This is a genomic window from Agromyces capsici, assembly GCF_058349965.1.
Genome location: NZ_JBYRET010000001.1, coordinates 2,632,200 through 2,648,205, shown reverse-complemented (window position 1 = coordinate 2,648,205; position 16,006 = coordinate 2,632,200). Strand labels below are relative to the sequence as shown.

The window sequence follows — 16,006 nt, the reverse complement described above, 5'->3', positions numbered from 1 at the left end:
GCGGTGACTCAGTCGACCAGTGCGCCGTGCCCCGACTGGATGGTGCGGATGCGCGTGAGCACGATGGACCGCAGCTCCTCGGGGGCGCTCTCGCGGCAGGCCCGCTGAACGACCTCGGTGATGGCGACGCCCACGCGCAGCTCGGCGCGGCAGTCGTCGCAGTGCTGCATGTGCTCGCGGATGTCGGAGGCATCCTCGCTGCACAGCTCGTTGTGCAGGTACTCCTCGAGTTCGGCCTTGGCCTTCTCGCAACCGCAGTCGGTCATTTCGCGCTCCTGGTCGATCGGGCCGCCGGCTGCGCCGCGGCGAAGCCGCGCTCGCGCGCGTAGTCGGCGAGGGACTCGCGCAACAGCCGCCGGCCACGGTGCAGGCGGCTCATCACGGTCCCGATGGGGGTGTTCATCATGTCGGCGATCTCCTGGTAGGAGAATCCCTCGACGTCGGCGAAGTACACGGCGAGACGGAAGTCCTCGGGCAGGGCCTGCAGCGCGTCCTTGACGGCCGAGTCGGGCAGGTGGTCGATCGCCTCGGCCTCGGCCGATCGGCTCGAGGACGCGGTGGTCGACTCGGCACCGCCGAGCTGCCAGTCCTCCAGGTCGTCGATCGTCCCCTGGTACGGCTCGCGCTGCTTCTTCCGGTAGGTGTTGATGAACGTGTTCGTGAGGATGCGGTAGAGCCACGCCTTCAGGTTCGTGCCCTGCGTGAACGAGCCGAACGCGGCGTAGGCCTTGACGAAGGTCTCCTGCACGAGGTCCTGCGCGTCGGCGGGGTTCTTGGTCATGCGCAGGGCCGCCGCGTAGAGCTGGTCGATGAACGGCAGGGCCTGCTCCTCGAACAGCGCGCCGAGGTCGCGCGTCTCGTCGTCGGACCGAGTCTCCTCGGGGGCTGAAGTGTCGTCGCCGGTCATCAGGGGCCATCCTAGATCGTCGGCCTGCATGACGGCCGGGGGTTCCAGCACCGCTACGGACACACGCACCACTCCTTCCCCGTTCGCCGGACGCTACTGTTGGTAACCGATGCAGGTATCGAGGTATTCCGCGCCCGAGTTCGATCCGTACGGCGACAACCGTCCCGACGAGTCCGATGGCGGATGGCGCGCGCCCATCGCGCCCGGCCCCGTCGCGGCCACGCTGTCGCTGCCGGGTTCGAAGTCGCTGACCAACCGCGAGCTCGTGCTGGCGGCGCTCGCCGACGGTCCGTCGGTGCTGCGCGCCCCGCTCTGGTCGCGCGACAGCGAGCTCATGCTCGAGGGCCTCCGGCAGCTGGGCACGCGCTTCGAGCGGATGCCGGGCGCCGGCGGGTTCGGCGACGACCTGCGCGTGATCCCCGCCGACGAGCTCGTCGGGTCGACCACGATCGACTGCGGCCTGGCCGGCACCGTCATGCGCTTCCTGCCGCCCGTCGCCGCGCTGGCGCTCGGTCCGACGACGTTCGACGGCGACGAGACGGCGTACCGCCGCCCGATGCGGGGCGTGATCGACGGCCTGCGCGGCCTCGGCGTCGACCTCGACGACGACGGTCGCGGCACGCTGCCGTTCACGGTGCACGGCTTCGGCCGCGTCGAGGGCGGCGAACTCGCGATCGACGCCTCGGCGTCGAGCCAGTTCGTGTCGGGCCTGCTGCTGTCGGCGCCGCGCTTCGAGCGCGGACTCGACCTCTCGCACACCGGCGAGCGGCTGCCGAGCCTGCCCCACATCGAGATGACGATCGACACGCTCGCGCGACGCGGCGTGGAGGTCGAGCAGCCGTCGGTCGGCCGGTGGCGAGTCGCTCCCGGGCCGATCGGGGCGCGCGACGTCGACATCGAGCCCGACCTGTCGAACGCCGCGCCGTTCCTCGTCGCCGCCCTCGTCGCGGGCGGCTCGGTCACCATCACGGGCTGGCCGTCGGCGACCACGCAGGTCGGCGCGCAGCTCGAGGCCATCCTGCCGCGGTTCGGCGCGCGCGTCGGGCGCGACGGCGACCGGCTCACGGTGCACGCGCCCGAGCCGAGTGCCGACGGCGGTCGGGGCATCCGCGGCGTCGAGCTCGACCTGTCCGAGGCCGGCGAGCTCGTGCCGAACCTCGTCGCGCTGGCGGCGTTCGCCGACGAGCCGAGCACGATCACGGGCATCGGGCACATCCGCCACCACGAGACCGACCGCCTCGCGGCGCTCGCGTCCGAGCTGAACGGCCTCGGTGGGCGGGTCACCGAGCTCGACGACGGCCTGCGCATCGAGCCGGCGCCCCTGCACGGCGGCGGGTGGAAGGCGTATGCCGATCACCGCATGGCCACCACCGGCGCGATCGTCGGGCTCGCCGTCGACGGCGTCGTCGTCGACGACATCGGCTCGACCTCCAAGACGCTCCCCCAGTTCACCGAGCTCTGGGAGCGGATGCTCGGATGAGCTGGTGGGAGACGGACGAGGACGAGCCCGAGTACGACGAGTACGACGAGTCCGACGTCCGCGTCCGCCCCAGCCGCCGCGGCAGCCGGCCCCGCACGAAGGTACGGCCAGAGCACGCCGACGCCGAGACCGGCATCGTGCTCGGCGTCGACCGGGGCCGATACGCCGTGCTCGTCGACGAGGGCGAACCGACCGAGCGCGAGATCACGGCCGCGCGGGCGAGCGAGCTGCGCCGCAAGTCCGTGGTCACGGGCGACCGGGTCGACCTCGTCGGCGACACGACGGGCGACGAGGGCACCCTGGCCCGGATCGTGCGCATCCAGGAGCGCACGACGCTGCTGCGGCGCAGCGCCGACGACACCGACGCCGTCGAGCGGGTCATCGTCGCCAACGCCGACCAGATGCTCATCGTCATCGCCGCGGCGAACCCCGAGCCCCGCGTGCGCCTGGTCGACCGGTACCTGGTCGCCGCGTACGACGCCGGGATCGCGCCCATCGTGTGCGTCACGAAGACCGACCTCGCCGACCCCGCCCCGTTCCTGGCGAACTTCGCGGGGCTCGACCTGCCCGTGGTCCTCAGCCGCGCCGACGCGATGCCGCTCGAGGCGATCGCCGACCGGCTCGTCGGCCACCGCACGGTGTTCGTCGGGCACTCCGGCGTCGGCAAGTCGACGCTCGTGAACGCCCTCGTGCCCGACGCGAACCGCGCGACCGGGCACGTCAACGTCGTCACGGGTCGCGGGCGTCACACGTCGTCCTCGACGGTGTCGCTCCGGCTCCGCGACGGCGACCGCACCGGATGGGTCATCGACACGCCCGGCGTGCGCTCGTTCGGGCTCGGGCACGTCGATCCCGCCAACCTGCTCGGCGCGTTCACCGATCTCGCGCGCATCGCCGAGGACTGCCCGCGCGGCTGCACCCACCTGCCCGTCTCCCCCGACTGCGCGATCATCGAGGCCGTCGAGGCGGGCGAGCTCGGCGAGACCGGCCGGGTGCGCCTCGACTCGCTGCAGCGGCTGCTCGCGACCTTCGCCTGAGCGTGCCCCCATACGATTGGGGCATGACCGACGCTCGACTCGCCGCCGGCGACCTCGCCCCCGACTTCACCCTCCCCGACCAGGACGGCACTCCGGTGACCCTCTCCTCGCTGCGCGGGCAGAAGGTGGTGCTCTACTTCTATCCCGAGGCCATGACGCCCGGGTGCACGACCGAGGCGTGCGACTTCCGCGACAGCCTCAACTCGTTCGCGTCGGCCGGCGTGCGCGTCGTGGGCGTCTCGAAGGACGACACCGCCAAGCTGAAGCGCTTCGCGGAGCGCGACTCGCTGAACTTCCCGCTCCTCTCCGACACCGACCTCGCCGTGCAGCAGGCCTACGGCGCGTGGGGCGAGAAGACGCTCTACGGCAAGACGGTGACGGGCTCCATCCGCTCGACCTTCGTCATCGACGAGGACGGCCGGATCGCCAAGCCCATGTACAACGTCAAGGCGACGGGCCACGTCGCCCGCATCCGCAGGGAGCTCGGCCTGGAGGCCTGACCGCTCAGGCCGTCCGGTCCTCCTGGCGCGAGTACGCGAGGCGGACCGGCGGCCAGAGCAGCAGGCCGACGATCGTGACGGCCGGCACCAGCAGGGCCCAGCCGAGGTCGGGCCGTGCGAACAGGCCCTGGAACGCGCCGACCGCGACCGAGAGCTGCAGCACCTGCCACACGATCGCGGCGGCCCGCGACCAGGGGGCGCGGCGAGCGGATGCCACGGCGATCGCCCCCACCCAGGCCGCGGCGATCGCGACGAGCACGATGAGCGCGATCGCGGTCGCGACCGACGACGGCCGCAGCACGAGCAGGTCGACGACGAGCCAGGCGAGGACCGCGACGAGCGCCGCCGCCTCAGCGAACAGTAGCACCGTCACGGTCGTGAGCGCCGCCCGGACGCCGCCCGTGGCGGGCTCCTCGAGCGGCCCTTCCGGCGTGTCGTCAGGGCCCGGATCGGGACGTCGATTCACAGGGTTCTCCCGAAGTGCACTCTTGATTCGCTTCCATGCCTATGCGACCATTTACAAGGCCGAATTGATGCTCACAGGGACGTGAGCCGATCGACTCTCGATCCTACTTCCCGAGATTCGGCTTTCCCCCTGCAGCACCGCCGGTTCCCGGCTGCGCACGCGTGCGCCACCGCTGCGAACTGATGAATACAAGGAGCATCTACATGGATTGGCGCGACAAAGCCGCCTGCCTCACTGCCGACCCCGAGCTGTTCTTCCCGGTGGGCAACACCGGTCCGGCCGTCGACCAGATCGAGAAGGCCAAGGCTGTCTGCGCCCGATGCACCGTCACGGAGATCTGCCTCCAGTACGCCCTCGAGACCGGTCAGGACTCGGGCGTCTGGGGAGGCCTCAGCGAGGACGAGCGACGCGCCCTGAAGCGCCGCGCCGCTCGCGCCCGTCGCGCCGGCTGAGCCGGCGCGTCCTGCGCGCCGCGACTCCGGCGGCCTGACGGCCGCCCGGAGGCGTCCCCCGGACGGCGCGCACACTCCCCGCAGCACCCGAACGCCGAACGGCACCCGCGAGCTCGTCTCGCGGGTGCCGTTTCGTCGTTTCCGTTCGGCCGGCCTCAGTCGGCGGTGATCCAGCGGAGCGGCACCTCGATGGTGACCTCGGTGCCGCTGCCGACGACCGTGTGCCAGTCGATGGTGCCGCCGAGCTCGCCCTGGATCAGCGTGCGGACGATCTGGGTGCCGAGCCCCTCGCCCACCTTGCCCTCGGGCAGCCCCGACCCCGTGTCGCGCACCTGCACGGTCAACATCGTGTCGGATCGGCTCGCGAGCACCTCGACGTCGCCCTCCTGCCCGGCCAGCCCGTGCTCGACCGCATTCGTGACGAGCTCGGTGAGCGCGAGCGCGAGCGGCGTCGCGTACGCGCTCGGCAGCACGCCGAACGAGCCCGACCGCTTCGGGTGCGCGGTGGTGTTGTGGGCCGCCGCGACCTCGGCGACGAGCAGCAGCGCCCGGTCGAACACCTCGTCGAAGTCGACGTTCTGGCTGAGCCCCTCGGAGAGCGTGTCGTGCACGACGGCGATCGCCCCGACACGGCGCATCGCCTGCGTGAGCGCCTCGCGCGCCTCGTCGGAGTGGGTGCGCCGCGCCTGGATGCGCAGCAGCGACGCGACCGTCTGCAGGTTGTTCTTCACGCGGTGGTGGATCTCGCGGATCGTCGCGTCCTTGGTGATGAGCTCCTGCTCCTGGTGGCGGAGCTCGGTGACGTCGCGCGTGAGCACGATCGCCCCGATGCGCTCGCCGCGACGGCGGATCGGGATGGCGCGGAGCGACACGGTGACGCCGCGCGACTCGACGTCGGTGCGCCACGGCGCACGCCCCGTCACGACCAGCGGGAGCGACTCGTCGACCACGAGCTTGCCCGAGAGCAGTCGCGACGCGACGTCGGCCAGCGACTGCCCCTCGAGCTCGTCGTCGAAGCCCATGCGGTTGAAGGCCGAGAGCGCGTTGGGGCTCGCGAACGTCGTGATGCCGTCGACGTCGAGTCGGATGAGGCCGTCGGAGGCGCGTGGGGCTCCGCGACGCGGGCCGGTCGGTGCCCCGAGGTCGGGGAAGTCGCCCGACGCGATCATCTGGAACAGCTCGCCCGCGCAGTCGTTGAACGTCAGTTCCTGCCGGCTCGGTGTGCGCGTCGAACCGAGGTTCGTGTGCCGCGTGATGACCGCGACGGGCTCGGGCGCGAGCTCGGTGCCCGTGACCGAGAGGCGGCGCATGACCGGCACGGAGCGCACGCGCGTGGGCATCTCCTCGTACCAGTCCGGTGCCGAGGAGTCGACGATCTGCCGGCTCGTGAACGCCTCCGACACGAGCCCCCGCCACTCGGGGCGGATCGCCTGACCGACGAAGTCGCGGTAGAACAGCGTCGCCGCGCTCGACGGGCGCGAGTGCGCGACCGCGACGAAGTCGTCGTCGCCGGACGGCACCCACAGCACGATGTCGGCGAAGGCGAGGTCGGCGAGCAGCTGCAGGTCGCCGACGAGCATGTGCAGCCAGTCGACGTCGGCCTGGCTGCTGCGCCCCTGGGCGAGGACGAGGTCACTGAGGGTCGACACCCGTCCAGCGTAGCGACCCTCGCGCGCGCCGCCGTGCCGCCGCGGCCCGACGCCGTCAGGCGGCCGCGGCGCGGCGACGCCAGACGGCGAGCGGTGCGCGGCGCCGCCGCAGCTCGGGCTCAGGGAGGACGCGCTCCTCGACGTAGGCGCGGAACGCCGCGCGCAGGGGCGAGCGCGCGGCGGCGTCGCGGAGGGTGCGGGCCGTGAGGATCGCGGCATCGGATGCCCGGCCGTCGTGCGGAAGGAGGGTGGCGTCGGCGAGACCCGCGAAGCGCCGCAGGGTCTGCCGGACCTGGGCGTGCGCGTCGATGCCGAGCGCACTCGTGCGGACGCGGTTGACGAGCACGTCGATGCGCTCGGCGTCGACGAGGTCGACGAGCTCGGCGTGGCCGCGGAGCAACCGCGAGAGCCCGACCGGGTCGGCCAGGCCGATCGCGATGACGCGGTCGGCCGACGCGAGCGCGGCGAACGTCGCGGCGTTGCGCCGCGGCGCGAAGGCGTCGCTCGTGAGCTCCTCGTCGTGCTCCAGGCTGAACCCGGTGTCGACGACGACGTACTCGAATCGCGCGCGCATCGCCTGCAGCGCGGCCGCGACGCGGTCGTGTGCCAGCTCGGGCCAGCGGCTCGAACCGACGAGGCCCGTGAAGACGTCGAACGACGCGCGCGGCGACGAGTAGCGCTGCGCGATGCGTTCGAGCTCGGCGCGGTCGAGGGCACCCGATCCGGCGAGCCGGCACGCCGAGGCGAAGCCCGGGGCCTCGTCGAGCAGTCCCAGCGCGGGCGCGATCGCGCCCCCGTACGGGTCGGCGTCGACGAGGGCGACCACGTGGCCGGATGCCGCGAGCTCGGCGGCCACGTTGACCGCCGCGGTCGTCCGGCCGGGTGCGCCGGCCGGACCCCAGACGGCGATCAGTCCGGACGAGCCGATCGGCGGTCGCGGCGCATCGCCGCGGTCGCCGAGCCGCGACGGCAGGGGGACGCCGCCCGAGACGAGTTCCTCGAGCTCGCGCACGTCGGCGCCGGCGTCGAGCACCTCGTGCAGGCCGAGCCGGTTCGCCTGGGCGCGGTCGTGGTCGGTGTCGGCGAGCGCGATCACGCGGACGCCGCGCTGGTCGCACGCCGCGAGCAGCTCGGCCGTGAGCGTGGAACGCCCGGCGCCGACGACGACCACGTCGGGGGCGAGGGCGTCGAGCCCGTCGAGCACGTCGCGCCAGCCGACGAGCCGCGCCACGATCGTGTGCCCCGCCTCGACGAGGTCGGCGAGGATGCGGTCCTCAACGACGGGATCGAGGGCGAACGCGAGCCGCGCCATCAGTCGCCTCCGGGCAGTCGCGCGGGAACCAGGTCGATCGTGTCGCCCGACGCGAGCGCCTCGAGCACGGCCGCGGTGCGCTCGCGCGGGATCAGCAGCTCGACGCTCGGACCCTCCGAGGCCATCATGCCCTCGGCCTCGACCACGGCCGCGACCTGGGCGCCGGGCACGAGCACGACCGGCGGAGCGACCTCGCCCCGCTCCGGTTCGCCGGCGTTCCAGACGTCGACGATCGCACCGGCCGCGATCTCGCCCGCCAGCGGACCGCGGCTCGGCACGACCACCGTCGCAAGGCCGACCGTGTCGCGATCGGCGACGGATGCCGCGGGCAGCAGCTCGCCCGCACGCACGGTGCGCACGATCACGAGGCCCTCGTCGGGCACGTCGCCGGGCCGCACGTAGACCTCGGCGAGGGCGCCGAGCCGCACGGACTCGACGCGCAGGTCGGTCGTGGCGATGCGCGTGCCGGGCGTGAGCGTGTCGGACGCGACCAGCACCTCGGTGGTGTCGTCGAGCGCGTCCACGAGCGCCCAGACGCCGAGCGCGGAACCGGCCACGAGCACGACGCCGATGAGGAGCCGCGGGTCGAGCCGCGCTCCCCCACGATCGCGTCGCGCACTCCGAACCGCCATCATGGTCTCCTCTCGTGGACTGCCGCGAACCATCGTGGCGCGACTCCGAGAGGACGCCGTGAAGTTATCCACATCGCGTTCCGCGCGGATCGCCCGGGCCGATAATCGAGTGATGATCCAACACGGTCCGGGCGACGCGATCGGCCGCTTCCTCACCGTCGCCGATGCGGCGGAGGTGCTCGCCGTCGAGGTCGAGGCCGTGCACGAGCTCATCCGCTCGGGTGAGCTGCCGGCCATCCGCGTCGGCGAGCGCGGACCGTGGCGCATCGAGCGCACGCAGCTCGAGCTCTGGATCGACGACCAGTACGAGGCGACGCGGCGCTACTCGGCGTGGCATCAGGGCGAGTTCGCGAACGTCGTCGAACTGTCGGGTGCGCGAGCGGGCGGCATCCGCCCGGTGATCGACCAGCCGGTCAGCGGAACGTGACGAGCACGAGGCGCTCGAACGGCACGATGCGGTAGCCGTGCACGTCGCGCTCGCGTCGCGGCACGCCCGGCTCGTGCAGCGCGAGGTCGAGGTGGTCGCGCGCGACCCGGTCGATCGTGCCGTGGTGGCGTCCGTCGAGCGTCGTGACCTCGACGCCGAGGCGACGCCGTGCCAGGTCGCGCAGCACGAACGCGAGGCCGATGCGTTCGGCGAGCCGCGCGGCGCCCTCGGGCACCGGGTCGAGGCCCGCCTCGAGCTGGTGCCGGCCGGGCAGCACCGCCGCGATCGCGCCGATCGGCACGACGCACTGCGCGGCACGCGCGGCGTCGCCGCCGGGTCCGCCGAGGCGCCCGCTCATCCAGTCGCGCCCGAACGCCGACGGCCGCACCTGGACGAGCGCCCCGCCGACGAGCTCGACCCGGATCGACCCGGCCGCGCCGTCGGCCGAGGCGATCGCGGAGAGCCGGTCGCGCAGCCCCAGCCGGCCGATCCGCAGTCGCTCGGACTCGAGCGCGAGGGCGCGCTCCTCCTCCTGCTGCTCGCGGTCGAGCTGCGACTCGAGGTCGTCGAACAGCCGGTCCCAGCGCATGCGCCGACGTTACCGGCCGTGCCGGGACCGACGCGGGGTTCTCCACAGGCGCGCGTTTCCCTTGACACCCCGTCGCCGCGCTGAATACGGTTCACTCAGGAACCCCGCACACCCCCGAACAGGGGGCACGCCGTCGTCGCTGCGCCGACGACCGCCCCACCCTACTGGAGCCGTCATGACCGCACGCCTGCCCAGCGCGCCCCGCACCGCGATCGTCGGAACGAACGCGCGGCGACTCGACGTCGACGACGATGAGTTCGCCCGCCGGCCGTCCGGCCGGGCCGAGCTCCCCGACCCCGAGCGCGTGCTGCACCACCTCACGCATTGCGTGATCGAGGTCCTCGCCGGCGCCCGCGATCTCGAGCAGCTCGCCCGGTGGGTGACCGAAGACGTCTACCGCAACCTGGGCAAGCGGGTCGTCCTCGCCTCGCGCGCCCGGCGCGCCAAGGGCCTCGTGCCGCAGCGGCCGACCTTCTCGATCGGCCGCGTCCACATCAGCGAGCCAGCCGACGGCGTCGTCGAGGGCGTCGTGATGGTGCACCAGCGGGCCCGCTCGCGCGCGGTCGCCATCCGCCTCGAGGGACTCGACCAGCGCTGGCGCGCGAGCGTGATCAACGTGCTCTGACTGCGCACGCCCTTCAGCGTGGAGCGCGGCGGCGAGGCCGTCGACCGAATATGCTCATCCGATGGAGCGTCCCTCGTCGTTCCTGAAGCGCGCGACCTCGCTGGTCGATGCGATCGCGTCGTCGTCCGCGGCCGGCGCCGACGATCGTCTCCTCGAACGGCGCGTCCTCGTCTTCACGGCGGTCTTCACCATCGCCGTCGTCATCCCCTGGGTCGTCTTCGGGTACGCGATCGGCGTCCCGCTCGCCGCGCTCGTACCGACCCTGTACATCGTCATGACGGTCGCCGGGCTGCTCCACCTCCGCACGACACGCGACGACCGATGGTTCCGCCTGTCCCAGACGGGGATGTTCCTGTTCCTGCCACCGCTCGTGCACGTCGCGATGGGCGGCTTCGCGCAGAGCGGTGGCGTGATCATGTTCTCGGTCACCGCCCCGGTCGGCGCACTCTCCTACAGCCGAGTCCGGAGGCCGTGGGCAGTGTTCGCGGTCTTCGCGGTGATCGTCGTCGCGATGGTTCCGCTCGAACCGCTGCTGGAGGCGAATGCCCCGTACGTCGCCCCCTGGATCGTGACGATCCTCTTCGCCATCAACATCGTCTCGGTGTCGACGATCATGTTCGTCGCGATGATCGCCTACGTGCGGTCGCGGAACCGATTCGCCGCGGCCCTCGCGGACGAGCGCGACCGCACCGACCGGATCCTGCGCAACGTGCTGCCCGGCTCGATCGCCGAGCGTCTCGTCAGCGGCGAGCACCCGATCGCCGACCGCTACGACGCGGTGGGGGTGCTGATCGCCGACATCGTCGACTTCACGGCCCTGTCCGAGACGATGTCGGCCGACGTGCTCGTGCACGACCTCGGCGAACTGGTCGCCGCATTCGACGAACTCGCCGGCCGGCTCGACGTGACGAAGGTCAAGACGATCGGCGACGCCTACCTCGCCATCACGGGCGGGCCGGATGCCGCTGCCGACCTCGGCACGCTCGCCGACTTCGCCCTCGGCATCCGATCCATCGCCGCGACCCACGCCATCGGCGGGCGCGCGGCGATCGACCTGCGGATCGGCATCGCGACCGGACCGGTCGTGGCCGGCGTGATCGGGCAGTCCCGATTCCTGTGGGACGTCTATGGCGAGACCGTCAACACGGCGAGCCGGATGGAGTCGACCGCACTCCCCGGGACGATCCAGCTCACCGAGGACGCCGCGGCGCGCCTCGCGGAGGGCTTCCGGATCAGGCCGCGCGGCACCATCGACGTCAAGGGGATGGGACCCGTGCGCACGTCGTTCCTCGAGGCGCGTCGCTCGATCGGCTGAAACCGGACGGCCCGGGCATCGCCCGGGCCGTCCGCGGAATCCGAGGGACTCAGCGGCCCTTGCGGTCCTGCGCGCGACGCTCGGCACGGTTTGCGGGCGCAGGCCCCGCGCCATCCGTGCGCTGGCCGAACGCCCCGCGCGCGGCGGGCTGCTGGGCCTGCTGCGGCGCCTGCTGCGGCTGCTGCCCCTGGGCGACGGCACGACGCGCGCGCTCGGTCGCGGCCTGCTGCACCTGCCCGCGCTGGTTGCGCACCTCGACCCCGCCGGAGTCGCTCGGCGCGGTGTAGCTGAGCTTCTCGTCGGGCGTGCTCGGCCGTGCGAGGCCCTTGGCTTCGATGCGCGGCCCGCCGACGCCGGCCTGCGGCGCCACCTCGACCTCGAGGTTGAACAGGAAGCCGATGGTCTCCTCGCGGATCGAGCCCATCATCTGCTGGAACATCGCGTAGCCCTCGCGCTGGTACTCGACCAGCGGGTCGCGCTGGGCCATCGCGCGCAGGCCGATGCCGTCCTTGAGGTAGTCCATCTCGTAGAGGTGGTCGCGCCAGCGGCGGTCGATCACCGAGAGCACGACACGGCGCTCGAGCTCGCGCATGGCGGGGCCGCCGAGCTGCTGCTCGCGGCGCTCGTACGCCAGCTTCGCGTCGGAGAGGATCTCGCGACGCACGAAGTCGCGGTTGATCCGGCCCTTCTCGCCGGCCTCGGCGACGACCTCGTCGATCGTGATGCCGATCGGGTAGAGCGTCTTCAGCTCGGCCCACAGCGCGTCGAAGTCCCACTCGTCGGGGTTGCCGTCGGCGGTGTGCACGTCGAGCACCTCGTCGATGACCTGCTCGAGGAAGCTCTGCACGCGTTCGTGCAGGTCGTCGCCCTCGAGGATGTGCCGGCGGTCGGAGTAGATCGCCTCGCGCTGGCGGTTCAGGACGTCGTCGTACTTGAGGACGTTCTTGCGGATCTCGGCGTTGCGCGCCTCGACTTGCGACTGCGCCGAGCGGATGGCGCGCGAGACGACCTTCGACTCGATCGCCACGTCATCGGGCACGCCGCGCGACATCAGGCTCTCGGCGGCGCCCGCGTTGAACAGGCGCATGAGGTCGTCGGTGAGCGAGAGGTAGAAGCGGCTCTCGCCGGGATCGCCCTGGCGGCCCGAGCGGCCGCGGAGCTGGTTGTCGATGCGGCGCGACTCGTGGCGCTCGGTGCCGAGCACGTAGAGGCCGCCCGCGCCGAGGACCTTCTCGGCCTCGCGCGCGGTCTCGGCCTTCACCTGGTCGAACACGGCGTCCCACGCCGCCTCGTACTCCTCGGGCGTGTCGACGGGGCTGAGGCCGCGCTCGTGCATCTTCTGCACGGCGATGAACTCGGCGTTGCCGCCGAGCATGACGTCGGTGCCGCGGCCGGCCATGTTGGTGGCGACCGTGACGGCGCCGAGCCGGCCGGCCTGGGCGACGATGGCCGCCTCGCGCGCGTGGTTCTTCGCGTTCAGCACCTCGTGGCGCACGCCCTTCTTGGCGAGCAGGCGCGAGAGGTACTCGCTCTTCTCGACGCTCGTGGTGCCGACGAGGACGGGCTGGCCCTTCTTGTGGCGGTCGACGATGTCCTCCACGACCTGCGCGAACTTGACCTCCTCGTTCTTGTAGACGAGGTCGGGCTGGTCGAGGCGCACCATGGGCTTGTTCGTCGGGATGGGCACGACGCCGAGCTTGTAGGTCGACATGAACTCGGCCGCCTCGGTCTCGGCGGTGCCGGTCATGCCGGAGAGCTTGTCGTACAGGCGGAAGTAGTTCTGCAGCGTGACGGTCGCGAGCGTCTGGTTCTCGGCCTTGACCTGCACGCCCTCCTTCGCCTCGATGGCCTGGTGGATGCCCTCGTTGTAGCGGCGGCCGACGAGGATGCGGCCCGTGTGCTCGTCGACGATCAGCACCTCGCCGTTCATGACGACGTAGTCCTTGTCGCGCTTGAACAGGGCGCGCGCCTTGATCGAGTTGTTGAGGAACGAGATGAGCGGCGTGTTCGCCGACTCGTACAGGTTGTCGATGCCGAGGTAGTCCTCGACCTTCTCGATGCCGGGCTCGAGCACGCCGACCGTGCGCTTCTTCTCGTCGACCTCGTAGTCCTCGCCGGGGACGAGCCGCTTGGCGAGGTTCGCGAACTCCATGAACCAGCGGTTCGCCTCGCCGGACGCCGGGCCGGAGATGATGAGCGGCGTGCGCGCCTCGTCGATGAGGATCGAGTCGACCTCGTCGACGATGGCGAAGTAGTGGCCCCGCTGGACCATGTCGGCGGACTGCCAGGCCATGTTGTCGCGCAGGTAGTCGAAGCCGAACTCGTTGTTCGTGCCGTACGTGATGTCGGCGGCGTACTGCTCGCGGCGCACGGCCGGGGTCTGGCCGGCGACGATGCATCCGGTGGTCATGCCGAGCGCGCGGAAGACGCGCCCCATGAGCTCGGACTGGTAGCTCGCGAGGAAGTCGTTGACCGTGACGATGTGCACGCCGCGGCTCGTGAGCGCGTTCAGGTAGGCGGCGGTCGTCGCGACGAGGGTCTTGCCCTCGCCGGTCTTCATCTCGGCGATGTTGCCGAGGTGCAGTGCCGCGCCGCCCATGAGCTGGACGTCGAAGTGACGCAGGCCGAGCGTGCGACGGCTGGCCTCGCGGACGGCGGCGAACGCCTCGGGCAGGAGGTCGTCGAGGGACTCGCCGTTGCCGTAGCGCTCGCGGAGCTCGACGGTCTCGTGCTTGAGCTCGTCGTCGGACAGCGCCCGGAAGTCGTCTTCGAGGGCGTTGATCGCGGCGGCGTAGTTCTCGAGCCGCTTGAGCGTGCGACCCTCGCCGACGCGGAGGACCTTTTCCAGAATCGAAGCCACGAACTGCTCTCCCGTTGTCGTCAGGCGTGCGACGTCGGGGTGGGGCACCCGCGCACGCCGGAGGATCCGCCTGTGCAGACGGACATCATAGCCATGCTAGTGGGCAGCAGTCTGGGCGTCGGCCCCGGGCGGGCGGCGGGCCCGGCCGGGGCCGACGGGTCGTGCGTCGGGTGGACTCGGTCAGGCGCCGGTGCGGGCGAGCGAGGCGGTCGCGGTCTCGGAGGTCGCGTCGGCCGTGCCGTGCTCGTCGAGCCCGATCAGCCCGTAGTCCCAGCCCTTGCGGCGGTAGACGACGCTCGGTCGGTGCGACTCGGCGTCGATGAAGAGGTAGAAGTCGTGGCCGACGAGCTCCATGTGGTACAAGGCGTCGTCGACGGTCATGGGGGTCGCGGCGAAGGTCTTCCGGCGGATGACGACCGGCGAGTACGCCTCGTCCTCCTCGGTCTCCTGCGCCTCGGTCACGATCGGGATGTTGCCCGTGCGGACCTTCTCGAGGATCTCGACGTCGGCCGCCTGCACGCCCACGTCGGTGAAGCCGGCCTCGGTCGCCTCGCGCAGCGAGGTCGGACGCCGGCTGCCGCCGCGGTGCATCTTGCGACGGTCCTTCGCGCGGCGGATGCGCTCGAGGAGACGCCCGAGCGCGACGTCGAACGCCGCGTACTTGTCGGCCCCGTCGGCCTCGGCGCGGACCACGGGCCCCTTGCCGACGAGGGTGAGCTCGACGCGGTCGAGCCCGGAGTTGCCGTTCTTCTCGTTGTGCCGGCTGACCTTCACATCGAGCGAGATGGCACGGTCGGACAGGTTGGAGACCTTCTCTGCCTTCTCGGCCGTGTAGGCGCGGAATCGATCGGTCACTTCCAGGTTGCGTCCGACGATGTTCAGTTCCATGAGGACCTCCATCTCCACCGGCGTGTCACCCGGGTAGAGGGTGGTTCGACCACGCCTGTCCTGACACCGTAGCCCCCGGGGTGCCGGATGTCACGAGCCGTTCGTCCGGTGTTCAGGTGATCCACGGGAAGCCCGGAGCGGGGTGTGCGCGAGCACCGCGATCGCCTCGACCGAACCCCCGGCGGACCGGATGGCGCGACGCGCCTCGGCGAGTGTGGACCCCGTCGTGACGACGTCGTCGACGAGCACGAAGCGCCGGCCGTCGAGCGCGCGGCGCGGCGCGAACGACCCCGACGCGTTGGCCCGGCGGGCGGCGCGGTCGAGGCCCGCCTGGTCGGCTCGGTCGCGCGCGACCAGCACGTTCGCCGGCCGGAGCCCGGCGTGCCGGACGAGGATCGGGACCGGGTCGTACCCGCGTGCGCGGTGCGCCGCCGCGGTCGAGGGCACGACCGCGACCTCGAGTTCCCTCGACGCGCCCGCCTCCGCGCACGCCACGGCGAGCGCGGCGCGCAGGGCGGGTGCGAGCGCGGCCGCGGCTCCCGTCCGGCCCTCGTCCTTGAACGAGCGGATGGCACGTGCCGCGACGCCCTCGTAGGCCAGGCCCGCCCAGGCGTCGACGCCGGGCCGGACGGCCCGGACCGTCCGCGGCGCGAGCTCGCTGCGGCATCCCGCGCACACGCCTCGGTCGGGCGCCCCGCAGCCGACGCACGCGACCGGAAGCACCAGCGCGAGCACGTCGCCGAGGGCCTCGCCGAGCGCCTCGGAGGCGATGCGCGCGAGCCGACGGACGGGACGGGCAGGGAGGGGCGGCTGCGTCACCGGGCCAGCTTCGTCGATGCGCGCGGGCCGTGGCCCTGCGCGGTCGTG

The 16,006-nt window shown here is 72.2% G+C and carries 17 protein-coding genes; 7 read left to right on the top strand and 10 right to left on the bottom strand.

The annotated features are described in order from the left end of the window. Positions 1-8: 8 nt before the first annotated feature. Together AC3RKB_RS12340 and AC3RKB_RS12335 are read right to left on the bottom strand one after the other, a co-directional pair. Complete coding sequence (locus AC3RKB_RS12340) at positions 9-266, bottom strand: zf-HC2 domain-containing protein (RefSeq protein ID WP_491436438.1); 258 nt, start codon at positions 264-266, stop codon at positions 9-11. Then, a complete protein-coding gene (locus AC3RKB_RS12335) occupies positions 263-937 on the bottom strand; it encodes a sigma-70 family RNA polymerase sigma factor (RefSeq protein WP_491436821.1) in 675 nt (224 codons plus the stop codon). Before AC3RKB_RS12335 ends, AC3RKB_RS12340 begins: the two co-directional genes overlap by 4 nt. Before the next feature lie 79 nt (positions 938-1,016). Here AC3RKB_RS12335 and aroA point away from each other — a divergent pair, with 79 nt between their 5' ends. From aroA to bcp, 3 genes are read left to right on the top strand one after another with little or no spacing between them, the layout of a single operon-like run. Next, positions 1,017-2,387 carry a 3-phosphoshikimate 1-carboxyvinyltransferase gene (gene aroA, locus AC3RKB_RS12330; protein ID WP_491436437.1) on the top strand — a complete coding sequence of 457 codons (1,371 nt, stop codon included), beginning with the start codon at positions 1,017-1,019 and terminating at the stop codon, positions 2,385-2,387. Then, positions 2,384-3,424, top strand: a complete 1,041-nt coding sequence (gene rsgA, locus AC3RKB_RS12325) for a ribosome small subunit-dependent GTPase A (RefSeq protein ID WP_491436436.1) — start codon at positions 2,384-2,386, stop codon at positions 3,422-3,424. Before aroA ends, rsgA begins: the two co-directional genes overlap by 4 nt. Before the next feature lie 23 nt (positions 3,425-3,447). Next, positions 3,448-3,924, top strand: coding sequence for a thioredoxin-dependent thiol peroxidase (gene bcp / locus AC3RKB_RS12320; protein WP_491436435.1), 477 nt, complete (start codon positions 3,448-3,450; stop codon positions 3,922-3,924). 4 nt (positions 3,925-3,928) lie between these two features. Here the strand turns inward: bcp and AC3RKB_RS12315 are convergent, their stop codons facing one another. Next, complete coding sequence (locus AC3RKB_RS12315) at positions 3,929-4,390, bottom strand: hypothetical protein (protein WP_491436434.1); 462 nt, start codon at positions 4,388-4,390, stop codon at positions 3,929-3,931. 203 nt (positions 4,391-4,593) lie between these two features. On the opposite strand from AC3RKB_RS12315, the gene AC3RKB_RS12310 reads away from it, so the two are divergent. Then, on the top strand, positions 4,594-4,842 hold the full coding sequence (locus AC3RKB_RS12310) for a WhiB family transcriptional regulator (protein WP_055859573.1): 249 nt from the start codon (positions 4,594-4,596) through the stop codon (positions 4,840-4,842). A gap of 155 nt (positions 4,843-4,997) precedes the next feature. Here AC3RKB_RS12310 and AC3RKB_RS12305 read toward each other — a convergent pair whose 3' ends face one another. Genes AC3RKB_RS12305 through AC3RKB_RS12295 form a run of 3 tightly spaced genes read right to left on the bottom strand, consistent with a single transcriptional unit; the run spans position 4,998 to position 8,435 of the window. Next, the gene (locus tag AC3RKB_RS12305; RefSeq protein WP_491436433.1) at positions 4,998-6,491 is read right to left on the bottom strand and encodes a sensor histidine kinase; all 1,494 of its coding nucleotides are present in this window, start codon (positions 6,489-6,491) and stop codon (positions 4,998-5,000) included. Positions 6,492-6,546: 55 nt separating this feature from the next. Further along, on the bottom strand, positions 6,547-7,803 hold the full coding sequence (locus AC3RKB_RS12300) for a CpaE/TadZ family protein (protein WP_491436432.1): 1,257 nt from the start codon (positions 7,801-7,803) through the stop codon (positions 6,547-6,549). Then, positions 7,803-8,435: an SAF domain-containing protein gene (locus AC3RKB_RS12295; RefSeq protein ID WP_491436431.1), complete on the bottom strand. Its 633-nt coding sequence runs from the start codon at positions 8,433-8,435 to the stop codon at positions 7,803-7,805. The genes AC3RKB_RS12300 and AC3RKB_RS12295 overlap by 1 nt, the downstream gene beginning before the upstream one ends. Positions 8,436-8,547: 112 nt before the next feature. Here AC3RKB_RS12295 and AC3RKB_RS12290 point away from each other — a divergent pair, with 112 nt between their 5' ends. Next, positions 8,548-8,862, top strand: coding sequence for a helix-turn-helix domain-containing protein (locus tag AC3RKB_RS12290; protein WP_491436430.1), 315 nt, complete (start codon positions 8,548-8,550; stop codon positions 8,860-8,862). Here AC3RKB_RS12290 and AC3RKB_RS12285 read toward each other — a convergent pair. Beyond that, positions 8,849-9,451 carry a hypothetical protein gene (locus tag AC3RKB_RS12285; RefSeq protein WP_491436429.1) on the bottom strand — a complete coding sequence of 201 codons (603 nt, stop codon included), beginning with the start codon at positions 9,449-9,451 and terminating at the stop codon, positions 8,849-8,851. The two genes, AC3RKB_RS12290 and AC3RKB_RS12285, sit on opposite strands and share 14 nt — an antisense overlap. 175 nt (positions 9,452-9,626) lie before the next feature. Between AC3RKB_RS12285 and AC3RKB_RS12280 the strand changes: the two genes are divergently transcribed. Then, positions 9,627-10,076 carry an Rv3235 family protein gene (locus AC3RKB_RS12280; RefSeq protein WP_491436428.1) on the top strand — a complete coding sequence of 150 codons (450 nt, stop codon included), beginning with the start codon at positions 9,627-9,629 and terminating at the stop codon, positions 10,074-10,076. Between the two features lie 61 nt (positions 10,077-10,137). Further along, complete coding sequence (locus AC3RKB_RS12275) at positions 10,138-11,391, top strand: adenylate/guanylate cyclase domain-containing protein (protein WP_491436427.1); 1,254 nt, start codon at positions 10,138-10,140, stop codon at positions 11,389-11,391. Between the two features lie 49 nt (positions 11,392-11,440). Here the strand turns inward: AC3RKB_RS12275 and secA are convergent, their stop codons facing one another. The 3 genes from secA to AC3RKB_RS12260 form a co-directional block, all read right to left on the bottom strand. Further along, on the bottom strand, positions 11,441-14,251 hold the full coding sequence (secA, locus tag AC3RKB_RS12270) for a preprotein translocase subunit SecA (protein ID WP_491436426.1): 2,811 nt from the start codon (positions 14,249-14,251) through the stop codon (positions 11,441-11,443). Positions 14,252-14,431: 180 nt separating this feature from the next. After that, complete coding sequence (gene hpf, locus AC3RKB_RS12265) at positions 14,432-15,139, bottom strand: ribosome hibernation-promoting factor, HPF/YfiA family (protein WP_491436425.1); 708 nt, start codon at positions 15,137-15,139, stop codon at positions 14,432-14,434. 90 nt (positions 15,140-15,229) lie between these two features. Continuing rightward, a complete protein-coding gene (locus tag AC3RKB_RS12260) occupies positions 15,230-15,958 on the bottom strand; it encodes a ComF family protein (RefSeq protein ID WP_491436424.1) in 729 nt (242 codons plus the stop codon). Positions 15,959-16,006: the final 48 nt, after the last annotated feature.